This window comes from Arthrobacter sp. AFG20, assembly GCF_002892795.1.
GTDB lineage: Bacteria > Actinomycetota > Actinomycetes > Actinomycetales > Micrococcaceae > Arthrobacter.
In genome coordinates, this window is sequence record NZ_PJMC01000007.1 from 27278 (window position 1) to 50444 (window position 23167).

At 67.4% G+C, this 23167-nt stretch carries 21 protein-coding genes; 12 read left to right on the plus strand and 9 right to left on the minus strand.

The window, feature by feature from the left end; translation table 11 throughout:
• Window positions 1-59: 59 nt before the first annotated feature.
• From CXZ05_RS09950 to CXZ05_RS09960, 3 genes are all read left to right on the plus strand, one after another.
• Window positions 60-986, plus strand: coding sequence for a carbohydrate ABC transporter permease (locus CXZ05_RS09950; RefSeq protein WP_102972451.1), 927 nt, complete (start codon window positions 60-62; stop codon window positions 984-986).
• Window positions 983-1813, plus strand: a complete 831-nt coding sequence (locus CXZ05_RS09955; RefSeq protein WP_102972452.1) for a carbohydrate ABC transporter permease — start codon at window positions 983-985, stop codon at window positions 1811-1813. The genes CXZ05_RS09950 and CXZ05_RS09955 overlap by 4 nt, the downstream gene beginning before the upstream one ends.
• A 90-nt stretch (window positions 1814-1903) precedes the next feature.
• Window positions 1904-4465, plus strand: coding sequence for a glycoside hydrolase family 78 protein (locus CXZ05_RS09960; protein ID WP_308410998.1), 2562 nt, complete (start codon window positions 1904-1906; stop codon window positions 4463-4465).
• 9 nt (window positions 4466-4474) lie between these two features.
• Here the strand turns inward: CXZ05_RS09960 and CXZ05_RS09965 are convergent, their stop codons facing one another.
• Window positions 4475-4855, minus strand: coding sequence for a helix-turn-helix domain-containing protein (locus CXZ05_RS09965; RefSeq protein WP_102972454.1), 381 nt, complete (start codon window positions 4853-4855; stop codon window positions 4475-4477).
• 96 nt (window positions 4856-4951) lie between these two features.
• On the opposite strand from CXZ05_RS09965, the gene CXZ05_RS09970 reads away from it, so the two are divergent.
• Window positions 4952-5824 carry an SDR family oxidoreductase gene (locus CXZ05_RS09970; protein ID WP_102972455.1) on the plus strand — a complete coding sequence of 291 codons (873 nt, stop codon included), beginning with the start codon at window positions 4952-4954 and terminating at the stop codon, window positions 5822-5824.
• Between the two features lie 385 nt (window positions 5825-6209).
• Here the strand turns inward: CXZ05_RS09970 and CXZ05_RS09975 are convergent, their stop codons facing one another.
• From CXZ05_RS09975 to CXZ05_RS09985, 3 genes are read right to left on the minus strand one after another with little or no spacing between them, the layout of a single operon-like run.
• Complete coding sequence (locus CXZ05_RS09975; protein ID WP_102972456.1) at window positions 6210-7373, minus strand: mannitol-1-phosphate 5-dehydrogenase; 1164 nt, start codon at window positions 7371-7373, stop codon at window positions 6210-6212.
• The gene (locus CXZ05_RS09980; RefSeq protein ID WP_102972457.1) at window positions 7373-9412 is read right to left on the minus strand and encodes a PTS mannitol transporter subunit IICBA; all 2040 of its coding nucleotides are present in this window, start codon (window positions 9410-9412) and stop codon (window positions 7373-7375) included. Before CXZ05_RS09980 ends, CXZ05_RS09975 begins: the two co-directional genes overlap by 1 nt.
• A 54-nt stretch (window positions 9413-9466) precedes the next feature.
• On the minus strand, window positions 9467-10195 hold the full coding sequence (locus tag CXZ05_RS09985) for a TetR/AcrR family transcriptional regulator (RefSeq protein ID WP_102972458.1): 729 nt from the start codon (window positions 10193-10195) through the stop codon (window positions 9467-9469).
• 162 nt (window positions 10196-10357) lie between these two features.
• Here CXZ05_RS09985 and ptsP point away from each other — a divergent pair, with 162 nt between their 5' ends.
• Window positions 10358-12043: a phosphoenolpyruvate--protein phosphotransferase gene (gene ptsP / locus CXZ05_RS09990; RefSeq protein WP_102972459.1), complete on the plus strand. Its 1686-nt coding sequence runs from the start codon at window positions 10358-10360 to the stop codon at window positions 12041-12043.
• A 78-nt stretch (window positions 12044-12121) separates the two neighbouring features.
• Here the strand turns inward: ptsP and CXZ05_RS09995 are convergent, their stop codons facing one another.
• Window positions 12122-12958 carry an alpha/beta fold hydrolase gene (locus tag CXZ05_RS09995; RefSeq protein ID WP_258006528.1) on the minus strand — a complete coding sequence of 279 codons (837 nt, stop codon included), beginning with the start codon at window positions 12956-12958 and terminating at the stop codon, window positions 12122-12124.
• Between the two features lie 48 nt (window positions 12959-13006).
• On the opposite strand from CXZ05_RS09995, the gene CXZ05_RS10000 reads away from it, so the two are divergent.
• Complete coding sequence (locus tag CXZ05_RS10000) at window positions 13007-13438, plus strand: helix-turn-helix domain-containing protein (protein WP_102972461.1); 432 nt, start codon at window positions 13007-13009, stop codon at window positions 13436-13438.
• A 268-nt stretch (window positions 13439-13706) separates the two neighbouring features.
• Window positions 13707-13994, plus strand: coding sequence for a hypothetical protein (locus CXZ05_RS10005; RefSeq protein WP_146033081.1), 288 nt, complete (start codon window positions 13707-13709; stop codon window positions 13992-13994).
• Between the two features lie 69 nt (window positions 13995-14063).
• Here CXZ05_RS10005 and CXZ05_RS10010 read toward each other — a convergent pair whose 3' ends face one another.
• Window positions 14064-15281 carry a CdaR family transcriptional regulator gene (locus CXZ05_RS10010; RefSeq protein WP_102972463.1) on the minus strand — a complete coding sequence of 406 codons (1218 nt, stop codon included), beginning with the start codon at window positions 15279-15281 and terminating at the stop codon, window positions 14064-14066.
• A gap of 233 nt (window positions 15282-15514) precedes the next feature.
• On the opposite strand from CXZ05_RS10010, the gene ald reads away from it, so the two are divergent.
• Window positions 15515-16633 (plus strand): alanine dehydrogenase, encoded by a 1119-nt coding sequence (gene ald / locus CXZ05_RS10015; RefSeq protein ID WP_102972464.1) that lies wholly within the window; start codon window positions 15515-15517, stop codon window positions 16631-16633.
• A gap of 76 nt (window positions 16634-16709) precedes the next feature.
• On the opposite strand, the gene CXZ05_RS10020 is transcribed toward ald, so the two are convergent.
• Complete coding sequence (locus CXZ05_RS10020; protein WP_102972465.1) at window positions 16710-17771, minus strand: Gfo/Idh/MocA family oxidoreductase; 1062 nt, start codon at window positions 17769-17771, stop codon at window positions 16710-16712.
• Between the two features lie 72 nt (window positions 17772-17843).
• Window positions 17844-18476 (minus strand): TetR/AcrR family transcriptional regulator, encoded by a 633-nt coding sequence (locus CXZ05_RS10025; protein ID WP_102972466.1) that lies wholly within the window; start codon window positions 18474-18476, stop codon window positions 17844-17846.
• Between the two features lie 124 nt (window positions 18477-18600).
• On the opposite strand from CXZ05_RS10025, the gene CXZ05_RS10030 reads away from it, so the two are divergent.
• Both CXZ05_RS10030 and CXZ05_RS23395 read left to right on the plus strand, forming a co-directional pair.
• The gene (locus CXZ05_RS10030) at window positions 18601-19167 is read left to right on the plus strand and encodes an NAD(P)H-dependent oxidoreductase (RefSeq protein ID WP_102972467.1); all 567 of its coding nucleotides are present in this window, start codon (window positions 18601-18603) and stop codon (window positions 19165-19167) included.
• A 395-nt stretch (window positions 19168-19562) separates the two neighbouring features.
• Window positions 19563-20336, plus strand: coding sequence for a GerMN domain-containing protein (locus tag CXZ05_RS23395; RefSeq protein ID WP_258006529.1), 774 nt, complete (start codon window positions 19563-19565; stop codon window positions 20334-20336).
• Here the strand turns inward: CXZ05_RS23395 and CXZ05_RS10040 are convergent.
• A complete protein-coding gene (locus CXZ05_RS10040; RefSeq protein ID WP_102972468.1) occupies window positions 20333-21205 on the minus strand; it encodes an isocitrate lyase/phosphoenolpyruvate mutase family protein in 873 nt (290 codons plus the stop codon). The two genes, CXZ05_RS23395 and CXZ05_RS10040, sit on opposite strands and share 4 nt — an antisense overlap.
• A 122-nt stretch (window positions 21206-21327) precedes the next feature.
• Between CXZ05_RS10040 and CXZ05_RS10045 the strand changes: the two genes are divergently transcribed.
• Both CXZ05_RS10045 and CXZ05_RS10050 read left to right on the plus strand, forming a co-directional pair.
• Window positions 21328-22620, plus strand: a complete 1293-nt coding sequence (locus CXZ05_RS10045; protein WP_102972469.1) for a PLP-dependent aminotransferase family protein — start codon at window positions 21328-21330, stop codon at window positions 22618-22620.
• Between the two features lie 53 nt (window positions 22621-22673).
• Window positions 22674-23105: a universal stress protein gene (locus CXZ05_RS10050; protein WP_102972470.1), complete on the plus strand. Its 432-nt coding sequence runs from the start codon at window positions 22674-22676 to the stop codon at window positions 23103-23105.
• Window positions 23106-23167 lie beyond the last annotated feature (62 nt).

The following is a 23167-nucleotide window of genomic DNA, read 5'->3' on the forward strand; positions in this document are numbered from 1 at the left end:
CCTAACCCAACCCGCCGTCCGGGCCGCTACCGGCCCGGACGGCCCTGAGGGAGATTCCCATGACAGTCAACACCGCACCGACAGTTTCGGCCGCGCGGCCGCGCCAGGCCGTGGCGCCCAAGCGCCGCAAGGGAAAGTCCGCGTACCCCTACTGGTTCTACCTTCCCGCCGCCGTGGTCTACACGGCGCTGTTCCTGATCCCGACCTTCGCGTCGTTCTTCTTCAGCTTTACGCGCTGGACCCTTACTGACTTCACCTTCATCGGGCTGGACAACTTTGTCCAGTTCTTCCAGGAGCCCGCCCTCCTGAAGGGCCTGACGAACACCTTCATCTATGGCGCGGTGACCTCAGTCCTCAAGGTGGTCCTGGGCATGCTCCTGGCCGTCCTGCTGACCTCGCAGATCATCGCCCGCGGCTACCTCCGGTCCGTGATCTTCTTCCCCGTGCTCCTGAGCAGCATCGGCGTCGGCATCGTCTTCACCATCCTGATGGACCCGTCCAAGGGCATGATCAACAAGGCCCTCGAGGTCATCGGCATCGAGGGGCCGGCGTGGCTCGTGGATCCCGCCTGGGCGCTGGTGTCCGTCGCGCTGGTGGACGTCTGGAAGGGCGTGGGCCTCGCCACCGTCATCTACATCGCCGGCATCGTCTCCATCCCGGCCGAGTACTTCGAGGCCGCCAAGATGGACGGGGCCAGCTCCTTCAAGAGCTTCTTCAACATCACCCTCCCCCTGGCCCGCCCGGCCACGGCGACCGTGATCATCCTGTCCCTGATCGGCGGGCTCCGGTCTTTCGACCTGATCTGGGCCATGACCAAGGGCGGCCCGGGGTTCACCTCGGACGTGATCGCCTCGGTCATCTTCAAGCAGTACCAGGCCGGCTTCTACGGCCTGTCCACGGCGGGCAACGTCGTCCTGTTCCTGATTGTCACCGCGATCATCCTGCCACTGTCCATGTTCCTGAACCGCAAGGAGGTCGAGCAGTGACCACCGCACTCAAGCGCTACGGGCTGGGCGCCCTGGCCATCGCCGTCACCATCGTCGTCTTCATCATCCCGCTGGCCTTCATGGCGCTCACCGCCGTGAAGGACCGCCGGGAGGCCGCCAAGCTCGATTTCTCCTGGCCCACCACCTTCAACTTCCTGGAGAACTTCCAGGACGTCCTGTCCGCACGCAAGTTCATGCTCGTGACGGCCTTCATCAACAGCACTATCCTCACGGTGGTGAGTGTCACCATCCTGGTGGTCCTCGCCGCGATGGTCGCCTGGATCCTGCAGCGCCGCCGTTCCCGCTGGAACGGAGTGGCCAACTTCCTCATCCTCTCGGGCCTGATCATCCCGCCCGCCGTGGTTCCCACCATCTGGGTCCTGCAAAGCATGGGCCTGTTCAAGACCCTCCCGGGCCTGATCCTGATCGAAGTGGCGTTCGGCCTGTCCTTCTGTGTCATGCTCTTCCGCGCCTTCATCGCCTCCATCCCGAAGGAACTCGACGAGGCCGCCGTCATCGACGGCTGCGGCCCGGTCCGCCTGTTCTTCCGGGTCATCTTCCCGCTGCTGCGCTCCGTCATCATCACCGTCATCGTGGTCCAGTCCGTGCACATCTTCAACGACTTCCAGAATCCGCTGTACTTCCTCCCGGGCGATGCCAACGCCACCGTGCAGCTGACGCTCTTCAACTTCCAGAGCCAGTTCACCACCAGCTACAACCTGCTCTTCATGAACATCCTGCTGATCACCATCCCGCCGTTCATCATGTACCTGTTCTTCAACCGCCAGATCGTCGCCGGCATGACCGCCGGCGCCGTCAAGGGCTAAGTCCCAACGGTCCACAGGACCGGGCCGGATACAGCCAGCCAGTCGAACCCCCAGAAAGAGACTTCCTCCATGCCTGCCACCGTCCGACCCGTGACTTTTGAACACCTTCCCGGCGCCCTCGGCATCGGCACCCCGACGCCCCGGATCTCGTGGAAGGCGAGCGCCGAGGAGGGCTGGACGCAGGACGCCTACCAGCTGACGGTGGCCACCTCCGAGGGCACGTGGACGAGTGAACGCGTTGACTCCCCCGAATCAGTGCTGGTTCCGTGGCCCGCCGCTCCCCTCACCTCGGCGCAGCGGGCGGACGTCAGCGTCCGCGTCTGGGGCGGCGGCCAGGAGGAGCCGAGCGAATGGAGCCTGGCTTCGGCCGTGGAAACCGGACTCCTGAACGCTGGCGACTGGACGGCCACACCGATCTCGCCGAGCTGGGAAGAGGACGCCGACGCCGACCGCCGGCCGCCGCTGCTGCGCCGCGGGTTCACCCTCCGGCGGCCGGTTGCCTCGGCCCGGCTCTACGTGACCGCCCACGGCCTGTACGAGATGGAGATCAACGGATCGCGCGTCGGCGACGACGCCCTGTCGCCGGGCTGGACCGTCTACGGCCAGCGGCTGCGCTACTACACCTACGACGTCACCGGCCAGCTGGCGGAGGGCGAGAACGCGCTCGGCGCCTGGCTCGGCGACGGCTGGTACCGGGGCCGCATCGGCTTCAACGGCGGCCATGCGAACCTTTACGGGGACAACGTCGCCCTGCTGGCGCAGCTTCACGTGACGCACGACGACGGCTCCGTCACCGTCGTTGGCACCGACCAGAGCTGGAAGGCCTCCTTCGGACCCATCCTGTTCAGCAGCCTCTACAAGGGTGAGATTTTCGATGCCCGGGAGCTGGCAAACGGGTGGAGCCGGCCTGGGTTCGATGACTCTGGCTGGCAGCCCGTCGTCGGCGTCGAACGGGATCCCGCAACTCTGGTGGCTCCCGAGGGGCCGCCGGTGCGCTGCACCGGTGAGGTGCGCCCGGTGACCGTCCGGACCTCGCCGTCGGGGAAGGTCCTGCTTGACTTCGGGCAGAACCTCGTGGGCAGGCTGCAGATCACCGTCAGCGGACAGGCCGGGTCCGTGGTCACCCTGCGCCATGCGGAGGTCCTCCAGGATGGCGAGCTCTACACCCGCCCGCTGCGGCTGGCCGATGCCACCGACCGCTACACGCTTGCCGGCGCCGGCACGGAAACCTGGGAGCCGCGCTTCACGCTTCACGGCTTCCGTTACGCCGAGATCGACGGCTGGACCGGCGGGGATGCTGCCGAAAACGTGGTGGCGCGCGTCTACCATACCGACATGGAGCGCACGGGCTGGTTCGAGTGCTCCGATCCGGACCTGAACCGGCTCCACGACAACGTGCTGTGGAGCATGAAGGGCAACTTCGTGGACATCCCCACCGACTGCCCGCAGCGTGACGAAAGGCTGGGCTGGACGGGAGACATCCAGGTCTTCGCCCCCACGGCAAGCTTCCTCTATGACTGCTCGGGCATGCTTTCCTCCTGGCTCAAGGACGTCGCCGCCGAACAGCTGGCGGACGGAACTGTTCCCTGGTACGTCCCGGTCATTCCCGGCGGCAACTACTGGACCCCGATCCGCCCGGGCGCAGTGTGGGGCGACGTCGCCGTGCTCACGCCCTGGGCGCTGTACGAGCGGTTCCGCGATGCAAATATCCTGGCCGACCAGTATGAGAGTGCCAAGGCCTGGGTGGACCTGCTGGACCGTCTGGCCGGCGAAAGCCATCTCTGGGACACCGGTTTCCAGCTGGGCGACTGGCTCGACCCCACCGCCCCGCCGGAGGACCCTACCCAGGCGATGACGGACAAGCACCTGGTCGCCTCCGCATACTTCGCCTGGTCTACCCGCCACCTCGCCAAGGCAGCCGGGGTGTTGGGCAAGACCGACGACGAACTGCACTACCTGGAGCTCGCCCGCGCCGCTGCCGAGGCCTTCGCCCGGGAGTACATCCGGCCAGACGGCCGGATGACCAGCGACGCGCAGACCGCCTATGCACTGGCCATCGTTTTTGGGCTCTACCCGGACGAGGAACTGGCCCGCAAGGGCGGTGAGCGGCTGGCCCAGCTGGTGCGCGAGGGCGGGAACCGCATCGGGACCGGGTTTGCGGGAACGCCCGTCATTTCAGATGCGCTGACGGCTGTGGGCGCCGTTGACGCGGCCTACGACCTGCTGCTGGAGAAGGAGTGCCCCTCCTGGCTGTACGCAGTGAAGCAGGGCGGCACCACCATCTGGGAACGGTGGGACTCCATGCTCGCCGACGGAAGCATCAACCCGGGTGAGATGACATCCTTCAACCATTACGCGCTCGGCGCGGTGGCGGACTGGATGCACCGGGTGGTGGCCGGCATCGCGCCGCTCGAGCCCGGCTACCGCCGCATCCTGTTCCGGCCCCAGCCCGGCGGAGGACTGACCTCAGCGGCCGCCAGCCACGAGACGCCGTATGGTCGGGCGTCGATTGAATGGCAAAGCAACGACGGCGGCTACAGCGTGACGGTGGAAGTCCCCACCGGCAGCACGGCACGCGTCGAGCTGCCGGGCCGGGAACCGCACGACGTGGGGTCCGGGACCTTCGAATACACCGTGGTCCGCACCGCCTAGGACATGGGCCTAGCTCGCCGGACGGTTCACGATCGCCTCGGCGTGCTCGGCCACCCACGCGACCAGGGGCAGCAGCAGGTCGCTTAGTTCCTGCCCGCGGCGGGTCAGGCTGTAGTCCACCCGGGGAGGGATTATCGGCTGCGCGTCGCGATGGACGAACCCGTCGGCTTCGAGGGTCTTCAGCGTCTGGGCAAGCATTTTCTCGCTGATGCCCTCGGCCCGGCGGCGGAGTTCGCTCCAGCGCTGGGGACCCTCGGAGAGGGCCACGAGGATCAACACACCCCACTTGCTGGTGACGTGGTCAAGCACGGTCCGGCTGGGGCAGCCCGCCGGGAAGATCCCGTCGGAGAAGGGGAAAGCGGGGACCTTGGCTGGGGTACTTACCTTCATGGCAGTACCTTACCTGAAAGTGCGTACTCTCTTTTGGGAAGCATTCGGGAACGAACGGGGTTGGCACCACTGACACTCACCTCAGAAAGGACCCCCATGACCATCGTCATCACCGGATCCACCGGCCAGCTCGGCCGCCTCGTCGTCGAAGCCCTGCTTGAAAGCGGCCTCCCCCCAGAGCAGATTGTGGCCGCAGGACGGACCGTGGACCGTATCGCGGACCTCGGCGAGCGCGGCGTCCAGGTTCGCACCATCGACTACAGCCAGCCGGAGTCCCTTCGGCAGGCGTTTGCCGGCGCGGACAAGGTCCTGCTCGTTTCAGGCAGTGAGGTGGGCCAGCGCGTCGAGCAGCACCGGAACGCGATTCATGCGGCCAAGGAGGCCGGCGTCGGCCTGATTGGCTACACGAGCATTGCCAATGCGGACACCACCGCCATGCAGCTGGCTGCCGAGCACATCGCTACTGAAGAGATTCTCCGGGACTCCGGCGTGCCGTTCGTCCTGCTCCGCAACGGCTGGTACCTGGAGAACTACACGGGCCAGCTCCCGGTACAGGTCCAGCACGGCGCCGTTCTCGGCAGCGCAGGCGACGGCCGCGTAAGCGCCGCATCCCGGGCTGACTACGCGGCGGCGGCAGCGGCTGTGCTGCTGCGGGATGACCAGGGCGGCAAGGTCTACGAGCTGGGCGGCGACAATGCCTTCACCCTCACTGAGCTGGCCGGAGAAGTCAGTGCGGCGTCCGGCAAGCCTGTGGCGTACAAGGACCTGCCTGCAGAGCAGTACACCGAGGTCCTGGTGGACGCCGGACTGCCGGAGCCATATGCGGCCATCTTGGCTGACAGCGACCTCGGCATCGCCCGCGGCGATCTCCTGGTCACCAGCGGAGACCTCAGCACCCTGCTCGGCCGGCCCACCACGTCGCTGCGCGAGGCGGTCCAGGCCGCCGCCCTGACCCTCCCAGCGAGCTGACCCAGGCAAACGCTCCCTCACGTCCTGCAGGCTTTCACCAAACCCTCCCTCACGTCCTGCAGGTTTCCGGGCAACCCTTCCTCACATCCTGCAGGTTTCCCTAAACCCCTTCCGCTGTTGGCGTAGACGGGTCTGGCATGACCCGGCTTCAACAAGTGCGGAAGCGTTCCGGCGAAGGCGACAGGACCTGAGGACGCGTCAGGAAAAAAGCGACAAGACCTGAGGACGCGTCTGAGGGACCCGTTAAACGCACGACGCCGGAACTCGGTTGAGTTCCGGCGTCGTGCGTTGCGCTGTGTTCGGCTTGGCTGTATTCAGTTTCGCGGTGCAGTAGTTCCGTCAAGCCGCGGTTCCCTCCCGCAGCAGGGCAGCGGCTCCGGCCAGGCTAGGCGGGGGCGGCGACGTCCTCCGCCTTGCGCTCCTCGACGAGGCCGCAGACCGCATCGAAGAGCGGGTGGTCCTGCCCCAGCCCGGTGATGCGCTCCGTGGCCGCGGCCGGTTCGGACGAGGCCAGGATCTGGCCGAGCTCCACGGCTTCGGCATCGGCGGGGTCGTTGAAGCGCAGGGCGGCCGCGATGGCCCCGAGCAGGGCCTCCGGGACGATGCCGCGTTCGGCCAGTTCCGCCGCCGGACCGATGAACCGCTCGTGCCGGCTGAGCTTGCGCAGCGGCGCGCGCCCCACGCGGTGCACCGTGTCCGGCAGGTGCGGGTTGGTGAAACGGCCCAGAATCTTCTGGACGTAGGCTTCCTGCTCGTCGTAGCTGAAGCCGTGTTTGGACACGAGCAGCTGCTTGGTCTCGTCGAGCACGGCGCGCACGTCCGCAGCAACGTCCTCGTCCGCCATGGCGTCGGAGATCTTCTCCAGCCCGGCTTCAAAGCCGAAGTAGGCCGCGGACGCGTGCCCGGTGTTCACCGTGAACAGCTTGCGCTCGATGTACGGGCCCAGCTCGTCCACGAAGGTGGCGCCCGGAATCACCGGGGCGGCACCCCCGAACGGCGTCCGGTCGATGACCCATTCGTAGAACGTCTCCACCGTCACGTCCAGGCCCTGCCCGGGTTCCTGGTTGGGTACGATGCGGTCCACGGCTGTGTTGGCGAACACCGCCGAGTCCGCCAAGGATCCGGCGGCCTCGTCCCAGGACGAGACGATCGACTCGCGCAGGATGTCCGTGGCGTTGATGGCGTTCTCGCATGCCATCACCTGCAGCGGCGGCAGCCCTGCGGCGCGCGCGGCGATTCCCTTGGCGATCGCGGGGGCCACGAACTTCAGGATGTGCGGCCCAACCGCCGTGGTGACGATGTCCGCCGTCGCGATTTCCTCGATGAGCTGCGGCTCCTGGGTGCCGGAGTTCACCGCCCGGAAGTTGTCCACCGTGCGCACGGCGGGGTTCTCCCCCACCTCGTGCACGCTGTAGCTGTCAGCCCCGGCCAGCTCGGAGATCAGGGCATCCGCAACGTCAGCGAACACCACCTCATACCCGGCCTCGTGCAGCAGCAGTCCTACGAACCCCCGGCCGATGTTGCCGGCCCCAAAATGTACAGCCTTCACTATGCGTTGACCTTTCCGAACAGTTCCAGCACTTCGTCCACGGATGTCGCCGCCTCCAGCTGCGCCACCTGAGCCTTGTTCGTGAAGACCTTGGCGATCGAGGAGAGGATGTGGAGGTGTTCGTTGTTGATGCCGGCCACGCCCACCACGAACTTGACCTGCTTCCCGTTCCAGTCGATGCCGTCCGGGTAGCGGACCACGGAGACGGCCGACTTCTTGATGTGGTCCTTCGCGGCGTTGGTGCCGTGCGGGATCGCCAGGAAGCTGCCCATGTAGGTGGACACGGACTCCTCTCGCTCGTGCATAGCGAGGATGTAGTCGTTGTCCACGGCCCCGCGCGCCAGGAGCAGCTGTCCCGCCTCATCAATCGCGGCATCCCGGGTGGAGGCGGAGCCGGTCAGGACCACGCTCTCCGGCACCAGGATGTCCGACGGCGCTGCGACAGTTTCGGGGGCAGCAGCAGTTTCGGCGCTGGTTCCGGCAGTTGCACCGGCTGCCGCCGAGGCGCGCGCTCCGGCACTGGTACCGGCTTCGGCGGGAGCCTCCGCTCCTTCCGCATTGCTGCGCTGGACCATTTCCACGATCTCGTCGTAGCGCGGGCTGTTCATGAAGTTGTCCACGGAGACGTGGACGGCGCTGGCCGTTGCCGGCTTGGCTCGTTCAGTGAGGTCCTGGTGGGTGACCACCACGTCATAGGTGTCGCTGAGGTTGGCGATGGATGCGTTGGTGACCTTGACATCCGGGAAGCCCGCCGCCTTGATCTTGTTGCGCAGCACCGAGGCGCCCATGGCACTGGAGCCCATGCCGGCGTCGCACGCGAACACGATGTTGCTGATGGGGCCGGTCAGAACGCCCACCCCGCCGCCGGCGCCCACGCCCGTGAGGGTGGAGGCGACGGAGCTCTTCTTGCCCTTCATGGCTTCCATCTTCGACGTGGCAGCGTTGAGGTCGCCTTCGTCGCTGTGGTGCGTGGTGCGCAGGATCAGCGAGGCGACGAGGAAGGACACCGTCGCGGCAAGGAGGACGGACAGAATGACACCGAGGTAGCTGTCCCTAGAGGTCTGGGCGATCACCGCGATGATGGACCCGGGGGCCGCCGGCGCAACAAGCCCGGAGTTGGTGATGGCCAGTGTGGCGATGCCCGTCATGCCGCCAGCGATGGTGGCGAGGATGAGCATCGGGCGCATCAGGACGTAGGGGAAGTAGATTTCGTGGATGCCGCCGAAGAAGTGGATAAGGGCGGCGCCGGGGGCTGAGGCCTTGGCGGCGCCGCGCCCGAAGAACATGTAGGCGAGCAGAAGCCCGAGCCCCGGGCCCGGGTTGGCCTCGAGCAGGAACAGGATGGACTTGCCCTGTTCCAGCGACTGCTGGATGCCCAGCGGCGTCAGCACGCCGTGGTTGATGGCGTTGTTGAGGAACAACACCTTGGCCGGTTCGATGAAGATGCTGGTCAGGGGCAGCAGTCCGTTGTTCACCAGGAACTGGACCACGTTGCCGGCAGCCGTGCTGAAGGCCGTCACGAGCGGGGAAATGCCGTAGAAGCCGAGCATGGCCAGCAGGGCGCCCCAGATGCCGGCGGAGAAGTTGTTCACCAACATCTCGAAGCCGGGCCTGATCTTGCCGTCCCAGATCGAGTCGAGCTTCTTCATGGTCCAGCCGCCCAGCGGGCCCATGATCATGGCACCGATGAACATCGGAATACCGGCACCGACGATCACGCCCATGGTGCCGATGGCGCCCACGACGCCGCCGCGGACGTCATAAACCATCCGGCCGCCGGTGTAGGCAATCAGTAGGGGCAGCAGATAGGTGATCATGGGGCCGACGAGGCCCGTGTTCGGGGCACCCGCGGCGTTGGTGCCAAAGCCGCCAAGCTGCGGTACGGGGATCCAGCCCTTCTCGATGAAGAGCGCGGTGATGATGCCCCAGGCGATGAACGCACCGATGTTGGGCATGATCATGCCGGACAGGAACGTCCCGAACTTCTGGACGTGCACCCGCGCGCTGGTTTTCGGTTTTGCAACTGTCTCTGTTGCCATGTGATTTCCTAACCGTGGTCCCTGCTGCACCGCAGGATGGTCCGATAGTTTCGTCTAGCCGGTGGAACTGGTGGAGATCCGGTGTAGCCATTCGAGGAAGAGCTTGAGTTCCGAACTGGTGAGCTGGTCCGAGTGGGATGCCTGCAGCGCCGCATTCAGCGCGATGGCAGCCACCACCACGGATGACTTCCCGGAATCCTCCGATCCCGCCTCCCGCCCCTGGTCCCTGGACACCGCAAAGATCATGGCGTCCCGGGTCATCGTGGACAGCTCCAGGTTCCGCTCCGCGGCCGGTTCTGCGATCAGCATGAGCGTCACGCCCACGTTGGCGGCCAGGATGCTCCTGGCGGCTTCCCGTGGCTGGACGTTCAGCTGCCCGGCCGCAGCGGCCTTGTTCAGCATCTCCTCCAGGAGGCCCTCCGCATCGGCAACGATGGCGGGGCGGCTCTCGGGGCGGATGTTACCGAACATGACCAGATAAAGTTCGGGCTGCTTGAGCCCGAACTGCACGTGGTTGTCCCACATCCGCCGGATGTCCACCAGCGGCTGTCCGGACGGGGCGAAGTCCCTCTCGCCGGCCACATACTCTTCGAAACCCGCGGCGACAACTGCGTCAAACAAGCCCTCCTTGTCACCGAAGTGGTGATAGAGGGTGGGCGCCGTGACGCCCGCCAGCTGCGTGATCTGGCGGGTAGAAACAGCGGCCCCCGCGGATTTGGCCAGCAATTCGGCTGCCGCACGCAACAGCCTCAACTTGGGCGGAAGCTGGCCATCGAAACTCATAACCGCTACCCTAGCACCTATAGCAACGCTATATGAACTGAATCACATACAATTTTTTCAGGCACCGCAAAGCAGCATCGGACGTAGCCGTTCCGGGCTTCCGGGCTCCCACCCGGGCAGATACCGGCGGGCCTGGCTACCGGCAGAGAACGAGGACCTTCAGTGCAGAACTTCCCAGGAGTAGGCGTCAGCCCCGGCCGCATCATCGGCACGATCCGCCAGATGCCCAAGCCCATCAGCGAACCTCCGGCCGGCGAACAGCTGCCTGCCGGGACCACCCCCGAAGAGGCGACGGCAGCATTAAAGGCCGCAGCGGGTGCCGTCCATGATGAGTTGAAGGCCCGCGCGGACCACGCCACCGGTGATGGCAAGACTGTCCTGGAAGCTACTGCCCTGATGGCCAAGGACACCATGCTGATCAAGGGCGCAGCTAAGCTGATCGCCCGCGGCACCTCGCCGCAGCGGGCCATCTGGGAATCAGGCTCTTCGGTTTCGGAAATGCTGCATAACCTCGGCGGTTACATGGCGGAGCGCGCCACCGACGTCCTGGATGTCCGCGCCCGCATCGTGGCCGAACTCCGTGGCGTATCCGCACCGGGCATCCCGTCGTCGAACGAACCGTTCATCCTGGTGGCCGAGGACCTGGCCCCCGCCGACACCGCCACCCTCGATCCCAACAAGGTCCTCGCCCTGGTCACCGCCGGCGGCGGTCCGCAGTCCCACACCGCGATCATCGCCCGCTCACTCGGCCTGCCCGCCGTCGTGGCCGCCGTCGGCGTGGACGAGCTCCCGGACGGCACCGAGGTTTACGTCGACGGCGCCGCCGGTTCCATCACGGCCAGCCCGGACGATTCGCTGCGCGCAGCCGCCGAGGCCTGGGCCGCCACGGCCTCCCTCCTCGCCGAGTTCAGCGGTACGGGTTCGACGGCGGACGGCCACCTCGTGCCCCTCCTCGCCAACGTGGGCGGGGCCAAGGACGCCCAGGCGGCGGCGAAGCTCGGCGCCCAGGGCGTGGGCCTGTTCCGCACCGAGTTCTGCTTCCTCGAACGTGACACCGAGCCCACCGTCGAGGAACAGGCCGCCGCGTACAAGGGCGTGTTTGATGCCTTCCCGGGCAAGAAGGTGGTGCTCCGCACCCTGGACGCCGGCGCGGACAAGCCGCTCCCGTTCCTCACGGACTCCACCGAACCCAATCCGGCCCTGGGCGTGCGCGGCTACCGCACCGACTTCACCACGCCGGGCGTCCTCGACCGGCAGCTGGAGGCGATTGCGCAGGCCGAGAAGGAGTCGGAGGCTGACGTCTGGGTCATGGCGCCGATGATTTCGACCGCGGAGGAAGCAGCCCGCTTTGCCACCATGTGCGCCGAGGCCGGCATCAAGACGCCGGGCGTGATGGTGGAGGTCCCCTCCGCCGCGCTCACTGCCGACACCATCCTGCGCGAAGTGGCGTTCGCCAGCCTGGGAACCAACGACCTCACCCAGTACGCCATGGCCGCCGACCGCCAGCTGGGTCCGCTCGCCGGGCTGAACACGCCGTGGCAGCCTGCCGTGCTGCGCCTCGTGGGCCTGACGGTTGAGGGTTCACGGGCAGAGGGACACAACAAGCCGGTGGGCGTCTGCGGTGAGGCCGCTGCGGATCCGGCCCTCGCCGTCGTGCTGACCGGCCTGGGCGTCACCACGCTGTCCATGACTGCCCGGTCGCTGGCGGCGGTGGCCGCCGTGCTGAAGACCGTCACGCTAGCGGAGGCGCAGGAGTTGGCCAAGCTGGCCCTGTCCGCGCCAAGCGCGGTGGAAGCCCGGGCCTGGGTGCGGGAGAAGCTGCCGGTCCTGGAGGAACTCGGACTGTAGTTCGGCGAGCCGGAAAGCAGGCGCTTGGAATACCGGGCGGCGCCTGCCTTCCTGGCGTTCAGACCGTCAAATTAGGGGTCAGGCCGTGGAGCCGCCGGCTGCCGCGGAGCCCTCGGCCGCGGCGCCGGCCCAGCGCCGGATGGTCCGGGCAACATCTTCGGGAGCGGTGTCCTGAACAACGTGCCCGCACCCGGGTACCTCGGCAAACGCACCGTCCGGCGCCTGCGCGGCGAGGAGCTGGCACCACTGCCGGCGGGCGATCGGATCCCTTCCGCCGCGTAGCACGAGCACCGGCTGGGCCACGCCCCGGATCCGGGAGGCGAGCGGATACTCCATCATCACGGGCAGTTCGGTCAGATACCACCGAAACCCCGTCCGGAAATAGTCGGTGAAAACCACGGCATTGGTGGACGGCGGCTCGCAGAACAGGGCATCCCGCGTCAGGGCCAGCGCGTGCCAGGCCGCACTCCGGCGCTCGGGATCCACCACAGGGCCCATGAGCACTGTCCGGGTCACCAGCCCGGGCGCCTGGAGCGCCAATTCCACTGCGAACTGGACGCCCATGGAATGGCCCACCATGATGCAGGACTCCACGCCATACTCCGCCAGAACCGCCGCAACGAACGCCGCATATTCGCCCACCGTCACCTGGCGTCCGGGGCGCGGCGTGCTGTCGAAACCCGGCAGGTCGAAGGAGTAGACGGGAGCGCCCCGGTCGGCGCCCTCCGCCTGCTGGTTCTGCTCTTTCGGGCCCCGGGCCAGTTCGACGTGCAGCCGGGCGAGGTAGCGGTGGGAGACGCCGATGCCGTGGAGCAGCACATAGGCCGGCTGCCCGGCGGCCGTCGCCTCGTTCGACGAGTAGAGGCGGCCCGTCAGGCCGTTCGCCGTCACTGCTACTCCACCGCTCAATCTCATCCGCCGAGCATATCCAACTCACCGTTCCGCAGCGGTTAGGCTTCTGCCATGGCTCTGATTGCTCCCCGGGTGGCGCCCGCCCTTCCTGCCGAAGACGCGCTGGCGCTGCAGCGCGCGCTCGAGGGCGGCACTGACATCACCGTGTTCGTGGACGGCACCGTCCACCGCCTCCCGCCCCAGGCGAGGGACGCCGTCGTCGACCTCCTGGCAAGGTTCAGCCGCGGCGAAGCGGTGACTGTAAGCAGCGTGGAGGAAATGCTCACCACCTCAAAGGCGGCCGAACTGGCCGGCATCTCCCACACCTACCTGCGGAACATGACGGACCGGGGCGAGATCCCGGTGGAATACCGCGGCACGCACCGCCGCATCCGGCTGGCCGCCATCATGGCATGGCTTGAGGGGCAGAAAAGGAAGCAAGCCGCGGCCGCCGCCGGAGAAGCCTCCGACGCCGGGACGTCCAACGGGGGAAGCGGAAAGTAACACCGCACCCGCGCGCGGCTTGCCGCCGGCCGGGCGGAAGTCAAGACTGTGGAGCACCTCGAAGATCTGGCCAGGCGCCACCGGGCCCGGCGCCGCATGGACAGCCGGTTCCACGTTGCCGTCAGCATCGCCGCCCAGTCCGGCAGGCTGACCTCGGCCGCCCTTCAGCTCGAAGCCGAACTGATGACCCTCTGGTGGGTGATAAGGATCAAGCAACGATCCCCCGTAACCAGGGTTTCCGACTGGCGCGCGGGGTTACTCTTTATTCGTGGTGAGATTCAGGGGGTTGCACATCGTGGCGGGCATCGTCGCCATGGGTGTGGCGGCTGCCCTGGGAATCCTCATGGACCTGAACAATACCGCCGTTTTTACCTCCAGCTGCGTGGTCTACGTGGCAGTATCCCTGTGCGTCCAGAGCCGCCTCACGAAGTTCCGCACCCAACTCCAGGGACTTCCGAAACACCTCCCCGACGGCGTCACGCTGGAACGGACCGGAGACCGGACTACAGAACACCCGGCCGAGCACCTGCGCAGCGGCGAAGGCAACGCCGCCTAGTCCCCGCCGCCTCCCTCGCCTCGCAAGCTCGGCCATGGAACCCTGGCGGCGTGGGCCCAAAGCCGGGCGTCAGATCCTTGGCCTTGAAGCCCAGCGCCGCGCCTTCAGGGCGGCGTGCAGCTCCAGCCGCACCATCCCCTTGAGCGGGTCGACGCCCAGCAGCTGACGGATGCGGCCCAGCCTGTTGTAGATGCTGCTGCGGTGCAGGTGCAGTTTTTCCGCAACGTCCTGGACCGACCCGTCGTTGTCGTAGAGCAGTTCCAGCACGGGCAGCAGCTCACCGTTCCGGTCGTGGTCCTCCAGGGCCCGGAAGTTCACCGAACTTGCATCGCTCCAGACCCCGGCCCCGCCGCCGGCAGAGGCCAGGAGCTGGTAGACGCCCGTGGCCCGGCAGTCCACCAGCTCGCCGAGCCGTGGATCAACCGCGGCTGCCAGGGCGGCAACCTTCGACTGCCGGTAAGCCTCGGCCAGGTCTTTGACACGGCTGAATCCCTCACTGGTTCCCAGGATGATCCGCTCCACGGACCTGCCGGCACGTTTGGCGAGCTCCAGCTGGTAGTGCACCAGGACCTGGGCATGGCTCGCGCGGCCCGTGGACTCCCGGAAAAGGACCACCGAATGGGTCTCGGCACCGGCGCTGAACAGGGCAGCGTCCACACCGATGGTGGCCTGCAACGCGGCTGCCCGGTGAATGAGCGTCGAGGCGATCGGGTCCGGGCCGGCCATCCAGCCGTCGGCGTCGAGGACCGTCACCAGCTGCCAGGGCCCGCGGTCCTGGACTTCCTTCCAGCCCGCCACGGCAGCAACCGCATTCGCTTCCCCGGCGCAGGCTGCCAGGAACTCCCGTTCGCGGCTGCGCCGGAATTCCGATTCGGCGGTGTTGGAATCCAGCAGCATTCCGGACAGCAGGTCCAGCTCGTCCCGGACGCCGGGCAGTTCGGCGAGGATCGCCGTCGCACTTTGCTCCTCCAGGTCCTGCTGCACCCACAGGTAGCCCACGCGGAACCCCCGGACCAGCAGCGGGACGCAGACGCGCCCCAGCATTCCCAGTTCCTCGTTGGCGGGCACCACCACGGGCCGCACCGCGGTGGCGATGCCGTGCGAGAGCTGCCAGTTTTTAACGTCCAGCGGCACGCGCTTGCTGAGCAGGAAGTTAACCCGGACCCGGTCCGCGTGCGACTGGTTGGAGCTGTAGGCGAGCAGCAAACCGTCGAGGTCCTCCAGGGAAAGCCCGCGGCCAAGTTTCACAGCTACCCGCTCCACGAGCTGCTCCACATCCTGCTGCATGGTGAAAGACTACGTGCCCCATGGGGCCCCGGGCGAACGGACATCAGGCGACACCTGACGCCCCGGCGGTCGACATTAGTCGAACGGCGGACTTCGAAAACCCCGGAAACACGCGGTTTAGCTCCGGGCCAGGCAGCCGATTCATGTAGTGCGCCTCACAGCCGGATCTATTCTGGAATCACAACATTCCCCACACATTCCGGCCTTGCAGCCATCGAATCTGGAGCCCAAAAATGATCATCGGTGTCCCCAAAGAGATCAAGAACAACGAATTCCGCGTCGCCATCACGGCTGCCGGCGTTCACGAATTCCGCACGCACGGCCACACGGTCCTGGTGGAGCGCGGTGCGGGCCTGGGTTCCGGCATCACTGACGAGGAGTACGCCATCGCTGGCGCAGAAATCGTCGCCGACGCCGACGAGGTCTGGTCCCGCGCGGACATGGTGATGAAGGTCAAGGAACCCATCAAGGCCGAGTACCACCGCTTCCGCAAGGGCCTGATCCTCTTCACCTACCTGCACCTGGCCGCCGAGCCCGAGCTGACCCAGGAGCTCATCAACGCCGGCGTCACCGCCATCGCTTACGAGACCGTCCAGGAAGGCCGCACGCTGCCCCTGCTCGCGCCCATGTCCGAGGTGGCCGGCCGGCTCTCCGTCCAGGTCGGCGCCACCTCCCTGATGGCGCCCGCGGGCGGCAAGGGCGTGCTGCTCGGCGGCGTCCCGGGCGTCCGCCCGGCCAAGGTCGTGGTCCTCGGCGCAGGCGTCGCCGGCACTAACGCTGCCGCCATGGCCCTGGGCCTCGGCGCCGACGTCACCATCCTGGACATCAACATCAACCGGCTGCGCGAACTCGACGCCCAGTACCAGGGCCGCCTGAAGACCGTCGCATCCAACAAGTACGAGATCGAAAAGTCCGTGGTGGACGCCGACCTCGTGATCGGCTCCGTCCTGATCCCCGGCGCGAAGGCCCCCAAGCTGGTGACCAACGAACTCGTGGCGCGCATGAAGCCCGGCTCCGTGCTCGTGGACATTGCCGTGGACCAGGGCGGCTGCTTCGAGGACACACACCCCACCACGCACCAGGAACCCACGTACAAGGTCCACAACACGATCTTCTACTGCGTGGCCAACATGCCCGGCGCCGTCCCGAACACCTCCACCTACGCGCTGACCAACGTCACGCTCCGCTACGGCGTGGCCCTGGCCAACCTCGGCGTCAAGGCCGCTTTCGAGAAGGACCCCGCACTCGCCGCCGGCCTGAACATCGCGGCAGGCCACGTTGCCCACCACTCCGTCTCCGAGGCACACAACCTGCCCCTGGTAGCGGACTGGCACGAACTGGTCTCCGCGTAAGTTCCACCCGGTCGACTGCTCCGTAACTGCCCTATTGGACGCCCAAAACGGCGGCTACGGAGCAGTCGATTGGTATTTAGAGCGACCGGGCCTGTTCTATCAGCTTCAGGACTTCCACCGGGCCGGCCGGGTCTACCGGGACGGGCAGGGACGAGGCGGTGCCGCCGTCGGCGATCTTGGCTGCGAGGAGCCGGTAGAACTCAGGGTAGTTCCCACGTTCGGTCGGCAGCCGGTCCAGGTGCCCGTCGCGGCCCAGCTGTCCGGCCCATTCGGCGGCCTCCACGCCGTACTCCGCATCCAGCGGGCTCCCGCCGGCGACGATGTACGGCTCCTGCGGATCCACGCCGTGCTTGGTGTAACCGCCGCCGGTGCCGAGGACCCGGTAGCGCGGTCCCTGCTGGGCGCAGAGCATGTTCATCCAGTGGTGGCTGAGCACGCCGTTCCCGTGCCGCACGATCACGAAGCAGTCATCATCCGTCTTTTCGCCCGGACGCCGGGCCAGGAGCTCGGCATGGACCACCTCGCCCGGCCCGAAGAGCTGCAGCGCCTGGTCCAGCAGGTGGGTACCGAGGTCGAACAGCACACCGCCGCCGTCGGCCGCGGTGGCCTCCGCCTTCCAGGCCTTGGCAACCTCGGGCGACCACCGTTCAAAGCGCGATTCGAACCGCGTGACCTCCCCCAGCACACCGCGCTCCAGCAGGGCTTTGACCGTGAGGTAGTCCCCGTCCCAGCGCCGGTTCTGGAACACCGTCAGCACCCGCCCCAGCCGCTCAGCGAGCGCAATCAGCTCCTGGCCCTGGCCGCTCGTCACGGCGAACGGCTTGTCTACGACGACGTCGAGCCCGGCCTCGAGTGCGGCCTTCGCCAGCGGGTAGTGGGTGGCCGGCGGCGTCCCCAGCACCACAAGGTCAAGGTCAGCGGCCAGCGCAAGGACCGCATCGCCGTCGGGCACTGTTTTCACGCCTGGGTACTGCCCGACGGCGGCCGCCTGCCGGCCGGGGTCAGAGGTGGCGATGACATCCAGTGAGTAGCCGCGGTCCGCCGCGACCAGCGGCGCATGGAAAACCCGGCCGGACAGGCCAAAGCCCACCACGGCGGTGCGGATGGGAGTGGAGGGGGTAGAGGAATCGGTGCTCATGGTGCCACGCTACTCCCTGATCCGCCCCCGCTTCAGCCGCCTTCGGCCACGTAGCATTCGGCCCTCAGGGCTTCAGCCCTCCACACCTCCGGCGACGCGGGTGACCAGCTCACGCCAGGACTCCTCAAGCCGCTCCGGCGAAAGGTGCTGCACGCGGACGGCGTGCAGCAGCCGTTCGGGTTCGAGGGTTGCGCTGAGGGACATGGCCATCAGCCACGGGTCCGCGTCGAAGCCCGCCGAGCGCAGCAGATGCTCGATGTGGCGGTGCCACAGCACCGCAGCGGGGGCCTCAAACCTGTTGTGCAGCGACGCTTCGGCGGCCCGCGCGAGCTCACCGTATTCCATGACATACCGGATGCGTTCGGCACCGAAGGCGATCAGCCGTTCCAGCGGGGGCGCCCCGGGGCCAAGCGGCGGCGGCCCGAACATGAAGCGGCCCTGGAACTCGGCCTCGGCGTCGCTGAGCAGGGTCATCATCAGGCCGGCCCGGCTGCCGAATCGGCGGAACACAGTTCCCTTGCCCACGCCGGCGCGCTCCGCCAGCTTATCCATGGTCACGCCGTCGGCGCCGCATTCCTCCACGAGCTGCCGGGCAGCACACAGGAGCAACTCCCGGTTCCGGGCGGCATCGCTGCGTTCCGCTCCGGAGCCGGACGAGGACGGGGAGCCGGAGGAGGATCCGGAGCGGATTGGGATGAGGCTCACACGAAACATTCTAGACCTGGGAATAATATCCGGACTGCAGTCCGTTTAGTCTGGATGAAGGCGCCAACCGCCTCCAAGAACCACTCGCCACGGAGCGTTCCGCGGCAAGACCTAAGGAGTTCACATGTCCAAGAGCACCGTACTCGCCCTGGTGGGAAGCCTGCGCGCCGACTCCCACAACCGCAAGCTTGCCGAAGCCATCCAGCTGAACGCCCCGGAAGGCCTCGAGATCGTGATCCACGAGAGCCTGGGCAACATCCCCTTCTACAACGAGGACGTTGACGTCGAGGGCCAGGTCCCGGCCGCCGCTACCGCCCTCCGTGAGGCAGCCGGCCAGGCTGATGCCCTGCTGCTGGTCACCCCCGAGCACAACGGCACCATGCCCGCCTCGCTGAAGAACGCCATCGACTGGCTGTCCCGCCCGTACGGTGCCGGCGCCCTCGCCGGAAAGCCCACCGCCGTCGTCGGCACCGCCTTTGGCCAGTTCGGCGGCGTCTGGGCTCAGGACGAGGCCCGCAAGGCCGTTGGCATCGCCGGCGCCCGCGTCCTGGAGGATGCCAAGCTCGCCGTCCCCGGCTCCATGGTCCGCTTCGCGGAAACCCACCCGAAGGACGACGCCGAGGTCGTTGAGCAGATCAAGGAACTCTTCGTTGCCCTTGCCGCCGTCGAGCCCGCCGGCGCAGCCGCCTAAGCAACTCCCCCCCTCGCACGCCCCCGGCCCTCCAGCGGCCGGGGGCGTGCGCCATTACCGGACCCTGAGCCCCGGCCCTCAGCCGCAACCGGCTGAAACCAATCCGTGACTGAGCTGCGGCCAAACTGACACACGGGCACCGTTCCCCGGCCCGCCGCCCCGCCGTAACGTTGATGTACGGGACGTGCCGGGGCAGGGAGTGCGGTGCAGTCATGAAGTCGAGCTGGGGAGTCAGACCGCTGACGACGGCGGTTGCCGCCTTCTGTCTGACGCTGCCCTTGTGGCTCGGTGCCTGCGCCCCGTCCCAGCAAAATGCTTACGACGCGGGGCCCGCCCCCGCCGCGGCACCCGAACCCCGCCCGGCTCCTCCGGTGAGCCCGCCCGAGGAAGCCGGCGTGCCCACCGCTCCCGGGTCCAGCGCGGGGCCCGGGCTTGGAGCCTCCGGCCAAGGTGCCGCTGGTGCCGGCGCTACGGGTCAGGGAACAGCGGCTGGAGTTTCCGAAGCCGTTCCTCCGGCCGGTTCAGCTGCTCCGTCCGGAGACTCGAACCCCGGCGGACAGGCTGCCGGCGGATCAGGGCCGGGCGGGCTTCCGTCCGGCGGTGTCGCCGGCCCGGACGCCCGGCCGGACACTCAGGCACAGCTGCCGGGCTCCGGACAGCAGCCCGCGCCTGCTTCGGGGGCCGCGGCCGGCCCGGCTGCCGCTGTCCCCACCACCGGTTCCACGGCACCCGGCTCCACGTCGCCGGGGACTGGGACCGGCGAAGCAGGCGCGGGCACTGCGGTTTACTACGTCGCACTCGATGACGGCGGCACGTCCGGCGTGCGCTTCGGCTGCAATGACAGCCTGGTGGCCGTGCACCAGGCCGACTCATCCATTAGCGAGCCATTGCAGGCTGCCATGAGCAGGCTGCTGTCCGGCCCGGATGCACCGCCCGCGAGCGGCCTGTACAACGCCCTATCAGCATCCTCGCTCCAGTACGTGTCCGGCTACCTCGACGGCACCACCGTGGTGGTGAACCTGACCGGCGCCGTGCATCCGGGCGGCGTCTGCGATCTTCCGCGGATCGAAGCACAGCTCACCCATACAGCCGTCACGGCCGTGGGTGCCGTCCGGGCGGAAATCTACGTCAGCGGCGTGCCACTGGCCGAAGTTCTCGGCCTCCGCTAGCCCTCGCCTTCCGGTGAGAACAGCGCGTCCATGTCACTGTGGCTCGGCGAACCGGCGAGTTCCGACCAATTGCCGTCGCCCAGGATTTCGGCGGCCACTCGGGAGACCGTTGCGTAAGCCGCCTTCGCCGCATTGCCGCCGATACTGACCCGCCGCACACCGGCGTCGTGCAGTTCTCCCACCGACGCCGATCCGAGGCCGGCGAGGGCATTCACAGGCGCCGGTATCCGCCTGCTGAGCTCATGCAGGATGTGCAGGTCCGTCACGCCGGGAACGAAGATTCCGTCGGCCCCGGCGGCAAGGCAGCGTTCGGCCCGCTCCAGCGTTTCCTCGAACGCGGTGTCCCCGAACTGCCCGGACAGGTACGTGTCCGTCCGGGCATTGATGAAGAGGTTCACGCCGGACTCTGCTGCGATGCTGCGGACCAAACTGATCCGGCGGGCCTGCTCGTCGGCGTCCGTGAGACGTATCCCGCCCGAGTCTTCGATGTTCACGCCCACTGCGCCGGCCTCCAGCACTGCCGTGACGGTCTGCCGGAGCAGCCCGTCGTCGAAAGCGCCGTCCGCACCGGCATACCCGGCTTCGATATCCGCCGTGACCGGAAGCCTCGTGGCCGTGGTGATCCTGCGGAGCGCGTCGAACGCCAGGCGCGGAGGCACGTGGCTGCCATCGGGGTACCCCAAGCTCCAGGAGATGGCCGAACTCGAGGTGGCAATGGCCCGCGCCCCGGCCTTCTCCACAAGCCGGGCCGATGCGGCATCCCACACGTTCACGAGCACCAGCGGAACAGCACCGCCCGCGTGCATGTGACGGAAGGCGTCAGCCTGGGCGGGCTGGGACAGTGCGTGCTGGGGCTTGAGTGACGTCATGGCTCCATTCCATGCCCTGCCCCGCCGGAGGTAAAGGTGCCCGGCGGCCCCAGTTCCGAATGATGCAAAATGTAGTCAACAGCTGTTGCCTAATCAGCAACCAATGGCTGTACTCTGGGGGTGTGACCCACGAGACACTCGACGCCGCCGCCGTCCTCCCCGCCGAAGCCATCGACGCCATCGAGCGGGCCGCGACATCAGCCCACCGCCACGACGAACTCTTCTCCGAGCGCGCCGCGAACATCAAGCAGTCGGCGGTCCGGGATGTTTTCGACATCTCCATGCGGCCGGGCCTGGTCTCGCTCGCCGGCGGCAGCCCCTACCTGCAGTCCCTGCCCCTTGAAAAGCTCGCGCAGACGGCCGCACGGATCATCGCCGAGGACGGACTCACGGCACTTCAGTACGGCGGGGGCCAGGGCACCGAGGAACTGCGCAAGCAGATCTGCGAAGTCATGGCCGCCGAAGGCATCCTGGACGCCCGGCCGGAGAACGTGGTGATCACCGCGGGCTCGCAGTCCGCCCAGGACGTGGCCACCAAGGTGTTCTGTGACCCTGGCGACGTGGCCCTTGTGGAGGAACCCACCTACGTGGGGGCGCTGAACACGTTCGAGGCGTACCAGGTCCAGGTGGAGGCCGTGCCCATGGACGACGACGGCCTGGTGCCTGATCTCCTCGAGGCCAGGATCGCAGCGCTCCAGACCGCCGGGAAAAACATCAAGTTCCTCTACACCATCCCCAACTTCAACAACCCGTCGGGCATCACGCTGGCGCAGGAGCGCCGGCAGCAGATCGTGGACATCTGCCGCCGCGCCAACATCCTGGTGCTGGAGGACAACCCTTACGGCCTGCTGAGGTTCGACGGCGAGCCGCTGGCTCCGCTGCGCGCAGGCAACCCCGACGACGTCATCTACATGGGCTCGTTCTCGAAGATCTTTGCCCCGGGTTTACGCATCGGCTGGGCCCTGGTTCCGGCCCACCTGCAGCGGCGCTACTACCTGGCCTCCGAAGCAGTGACGCTCTGCCCGCCCACACTGAACCAGATGCTGGTCTCGGCCTACCTCCGCGACTACGACTGGAAGGGCCAGATCGAGACATACCGCGGGCTGTATGCCGAGCGGTGCCACGCGATGCTCGCGGCACTCGAGAAGCACATGCCTGAAGGGCTCAGCTGGACCCGGCCGCAGGGCGGATTCTTCGTCTGGGTGACGCTGCCGGAGGGCGTGGACACTTACCCCCTGCTCCACAGGGCGATTGATGCCGGCGTCGTCTTCATTCCCGGTGCGGCCTTCACGCACTCGGACGCCCCGTCCAACAAACTCCGCCTTGCTTTCAGCGCCGTTCCGCCGGAGGCCATCGCCGAGGGCGTGCGGCGCCTGGCCCCGGTGCTGCGGGAAGCCATAGACGCGCTGGCCTGAGCTGCGGGCGGCGGGACATCAGATCACTCGGGATACACAAAGGAGATAAGGCCATGGCGGGAACAATTGTTGTGGGTGTGGACGGAAGCGGTACCGCACGCAAGGCAGCGGAAGTGGCGCGGGACCTGGCTGCGGGACTGGGCGCCAGGCTCCACGTCGTGTCCGCGTTCGATACCGACCGGACCGAAGTCTTCGGCAGCGGCAGTGACCGGTGGATCGTGTCGGACGCCGGGGAAGCCGAAAAGGTGGCCCGGGATGTGGCGGCAGCCTTGGCGGGCGGCGAGCTCCAGATCACCTACTCATCCGCGCGGGGTAAGCCCGCCGAAGCACTGGTCAGGGAGGCGGACCGGCTCGACGCAAGCATGATCGTGGTGGGAAACCGCCGCATGCAAGGCCTCGGGCGTGTGCTGGGCAGCGTGGCGAACAGCGTTGCCCACAGCGCGTCCTGCGACGTCTACATCGCGAATACCTACGGCGCCGACTAGCCCCAGCGCCGGCCTGACTTGGGCAGGCCTGCCCACCGCAGGCCTGCCCACCGCAAGGCCAG

Excerpts from the sequence above, each read along its gene's own strand:
- CXZ05_RS09950 (WP_102972451.1), top strand. The coding sequence starts at position 60 with ATGACAGTCAACACCGCACCGACAGTTTCGGCCGCGCGGCCGCGCCAG.
- CXZ05_RS09965 (WP_102972454.1), bottom strand. The coding sequence starts at position 4,855 with ATGAAGGTAAGTACCCCAGCCAAGGTCCCCGCTTTCCCCTTCTCCGAC.
- CXZ05_RS09970 (WP_102972455.1), top strand. The coding sequence starts at position 4,952 with ATGACCATCGTCATCACCGGATCCACCGGCCAGCTCGGCCGCCTCGTC.
- CXZ05_RS09980 (WP_102972457.1), bottom strand. The coding sequence starts at position 9,412 with ATGGCAACAGAGACAGTTGCAAAACCGAAAACCAGCGCGCGGGTGCAC.
- CXZ05_RS09985 (WP_102972458.1), bottom strand. The coding sequence starts at position 10,195 with ATGAGTTTCGATGGCCAGCTTCCGCCCAAGTTGAGGCTGTTGCGTGCG.
- CXZ05_RS09995 (WP_258006528.1), bottom strand. The coding sequence starts at position 12,958 with ATGAGATTGAGCGGTGGAGTAGCAGTGACGGCGAACGGCCTGACGGGC.
- CXZ05_RS10000 (WP_102972461.1), top strand. The coding sequence starts at position 13,007 with ATGGCTCTGATTGCTCCCCGGGTGGCGCCCGCCCTTCCTGCCGAAGAC.
- CXZ05_RS10010 (WP_102972463.1), bottom strand. The coding sequence starts at position 15,281 with ATGCAGCAGGATGTGGAGCAGCTCGTGGAGCGGGTAGCTGTGAAACTT.
- ald (WP_102972464.1), top strand. The coding sequence starts at position 15,515 with ATGATCATCGGTGTCCCCAAAGAGATCAAGAACAACGAATTCCGCGTC.
- CXZ05_RS10020 (WP_102972465.1), bottom strand. The coding sequence starts at position 17,771 with ATGAGCACCGATTCCTCTACCCCCTCCACTCCCATCCGCACCGCCGTG.
- CXZ05_RS10030 (WP_102972467.1), top strand. The coding sequence starts at position 18,601 with ATGTCCAAGAGCACCGTACTCGCCCTGGTGGGAAGCCTGCGCGCCGAC.
- CXZ05_RS10040 (WP_102972468.1), bottom strand. The coding sequence starts at position 21,205 with ATGACGTCACTCAAGCCCCAGCACGCACTGTCCCAGCCCGCCCAGGCT.
- CXZ05_RS10050 (WP_102972470.1), top strand. The coding sequence starts at position 22,674 with ATGGCGGGAACAATTGTTGTGGGTGTGGACGGAAGCGGTACCGCACGC.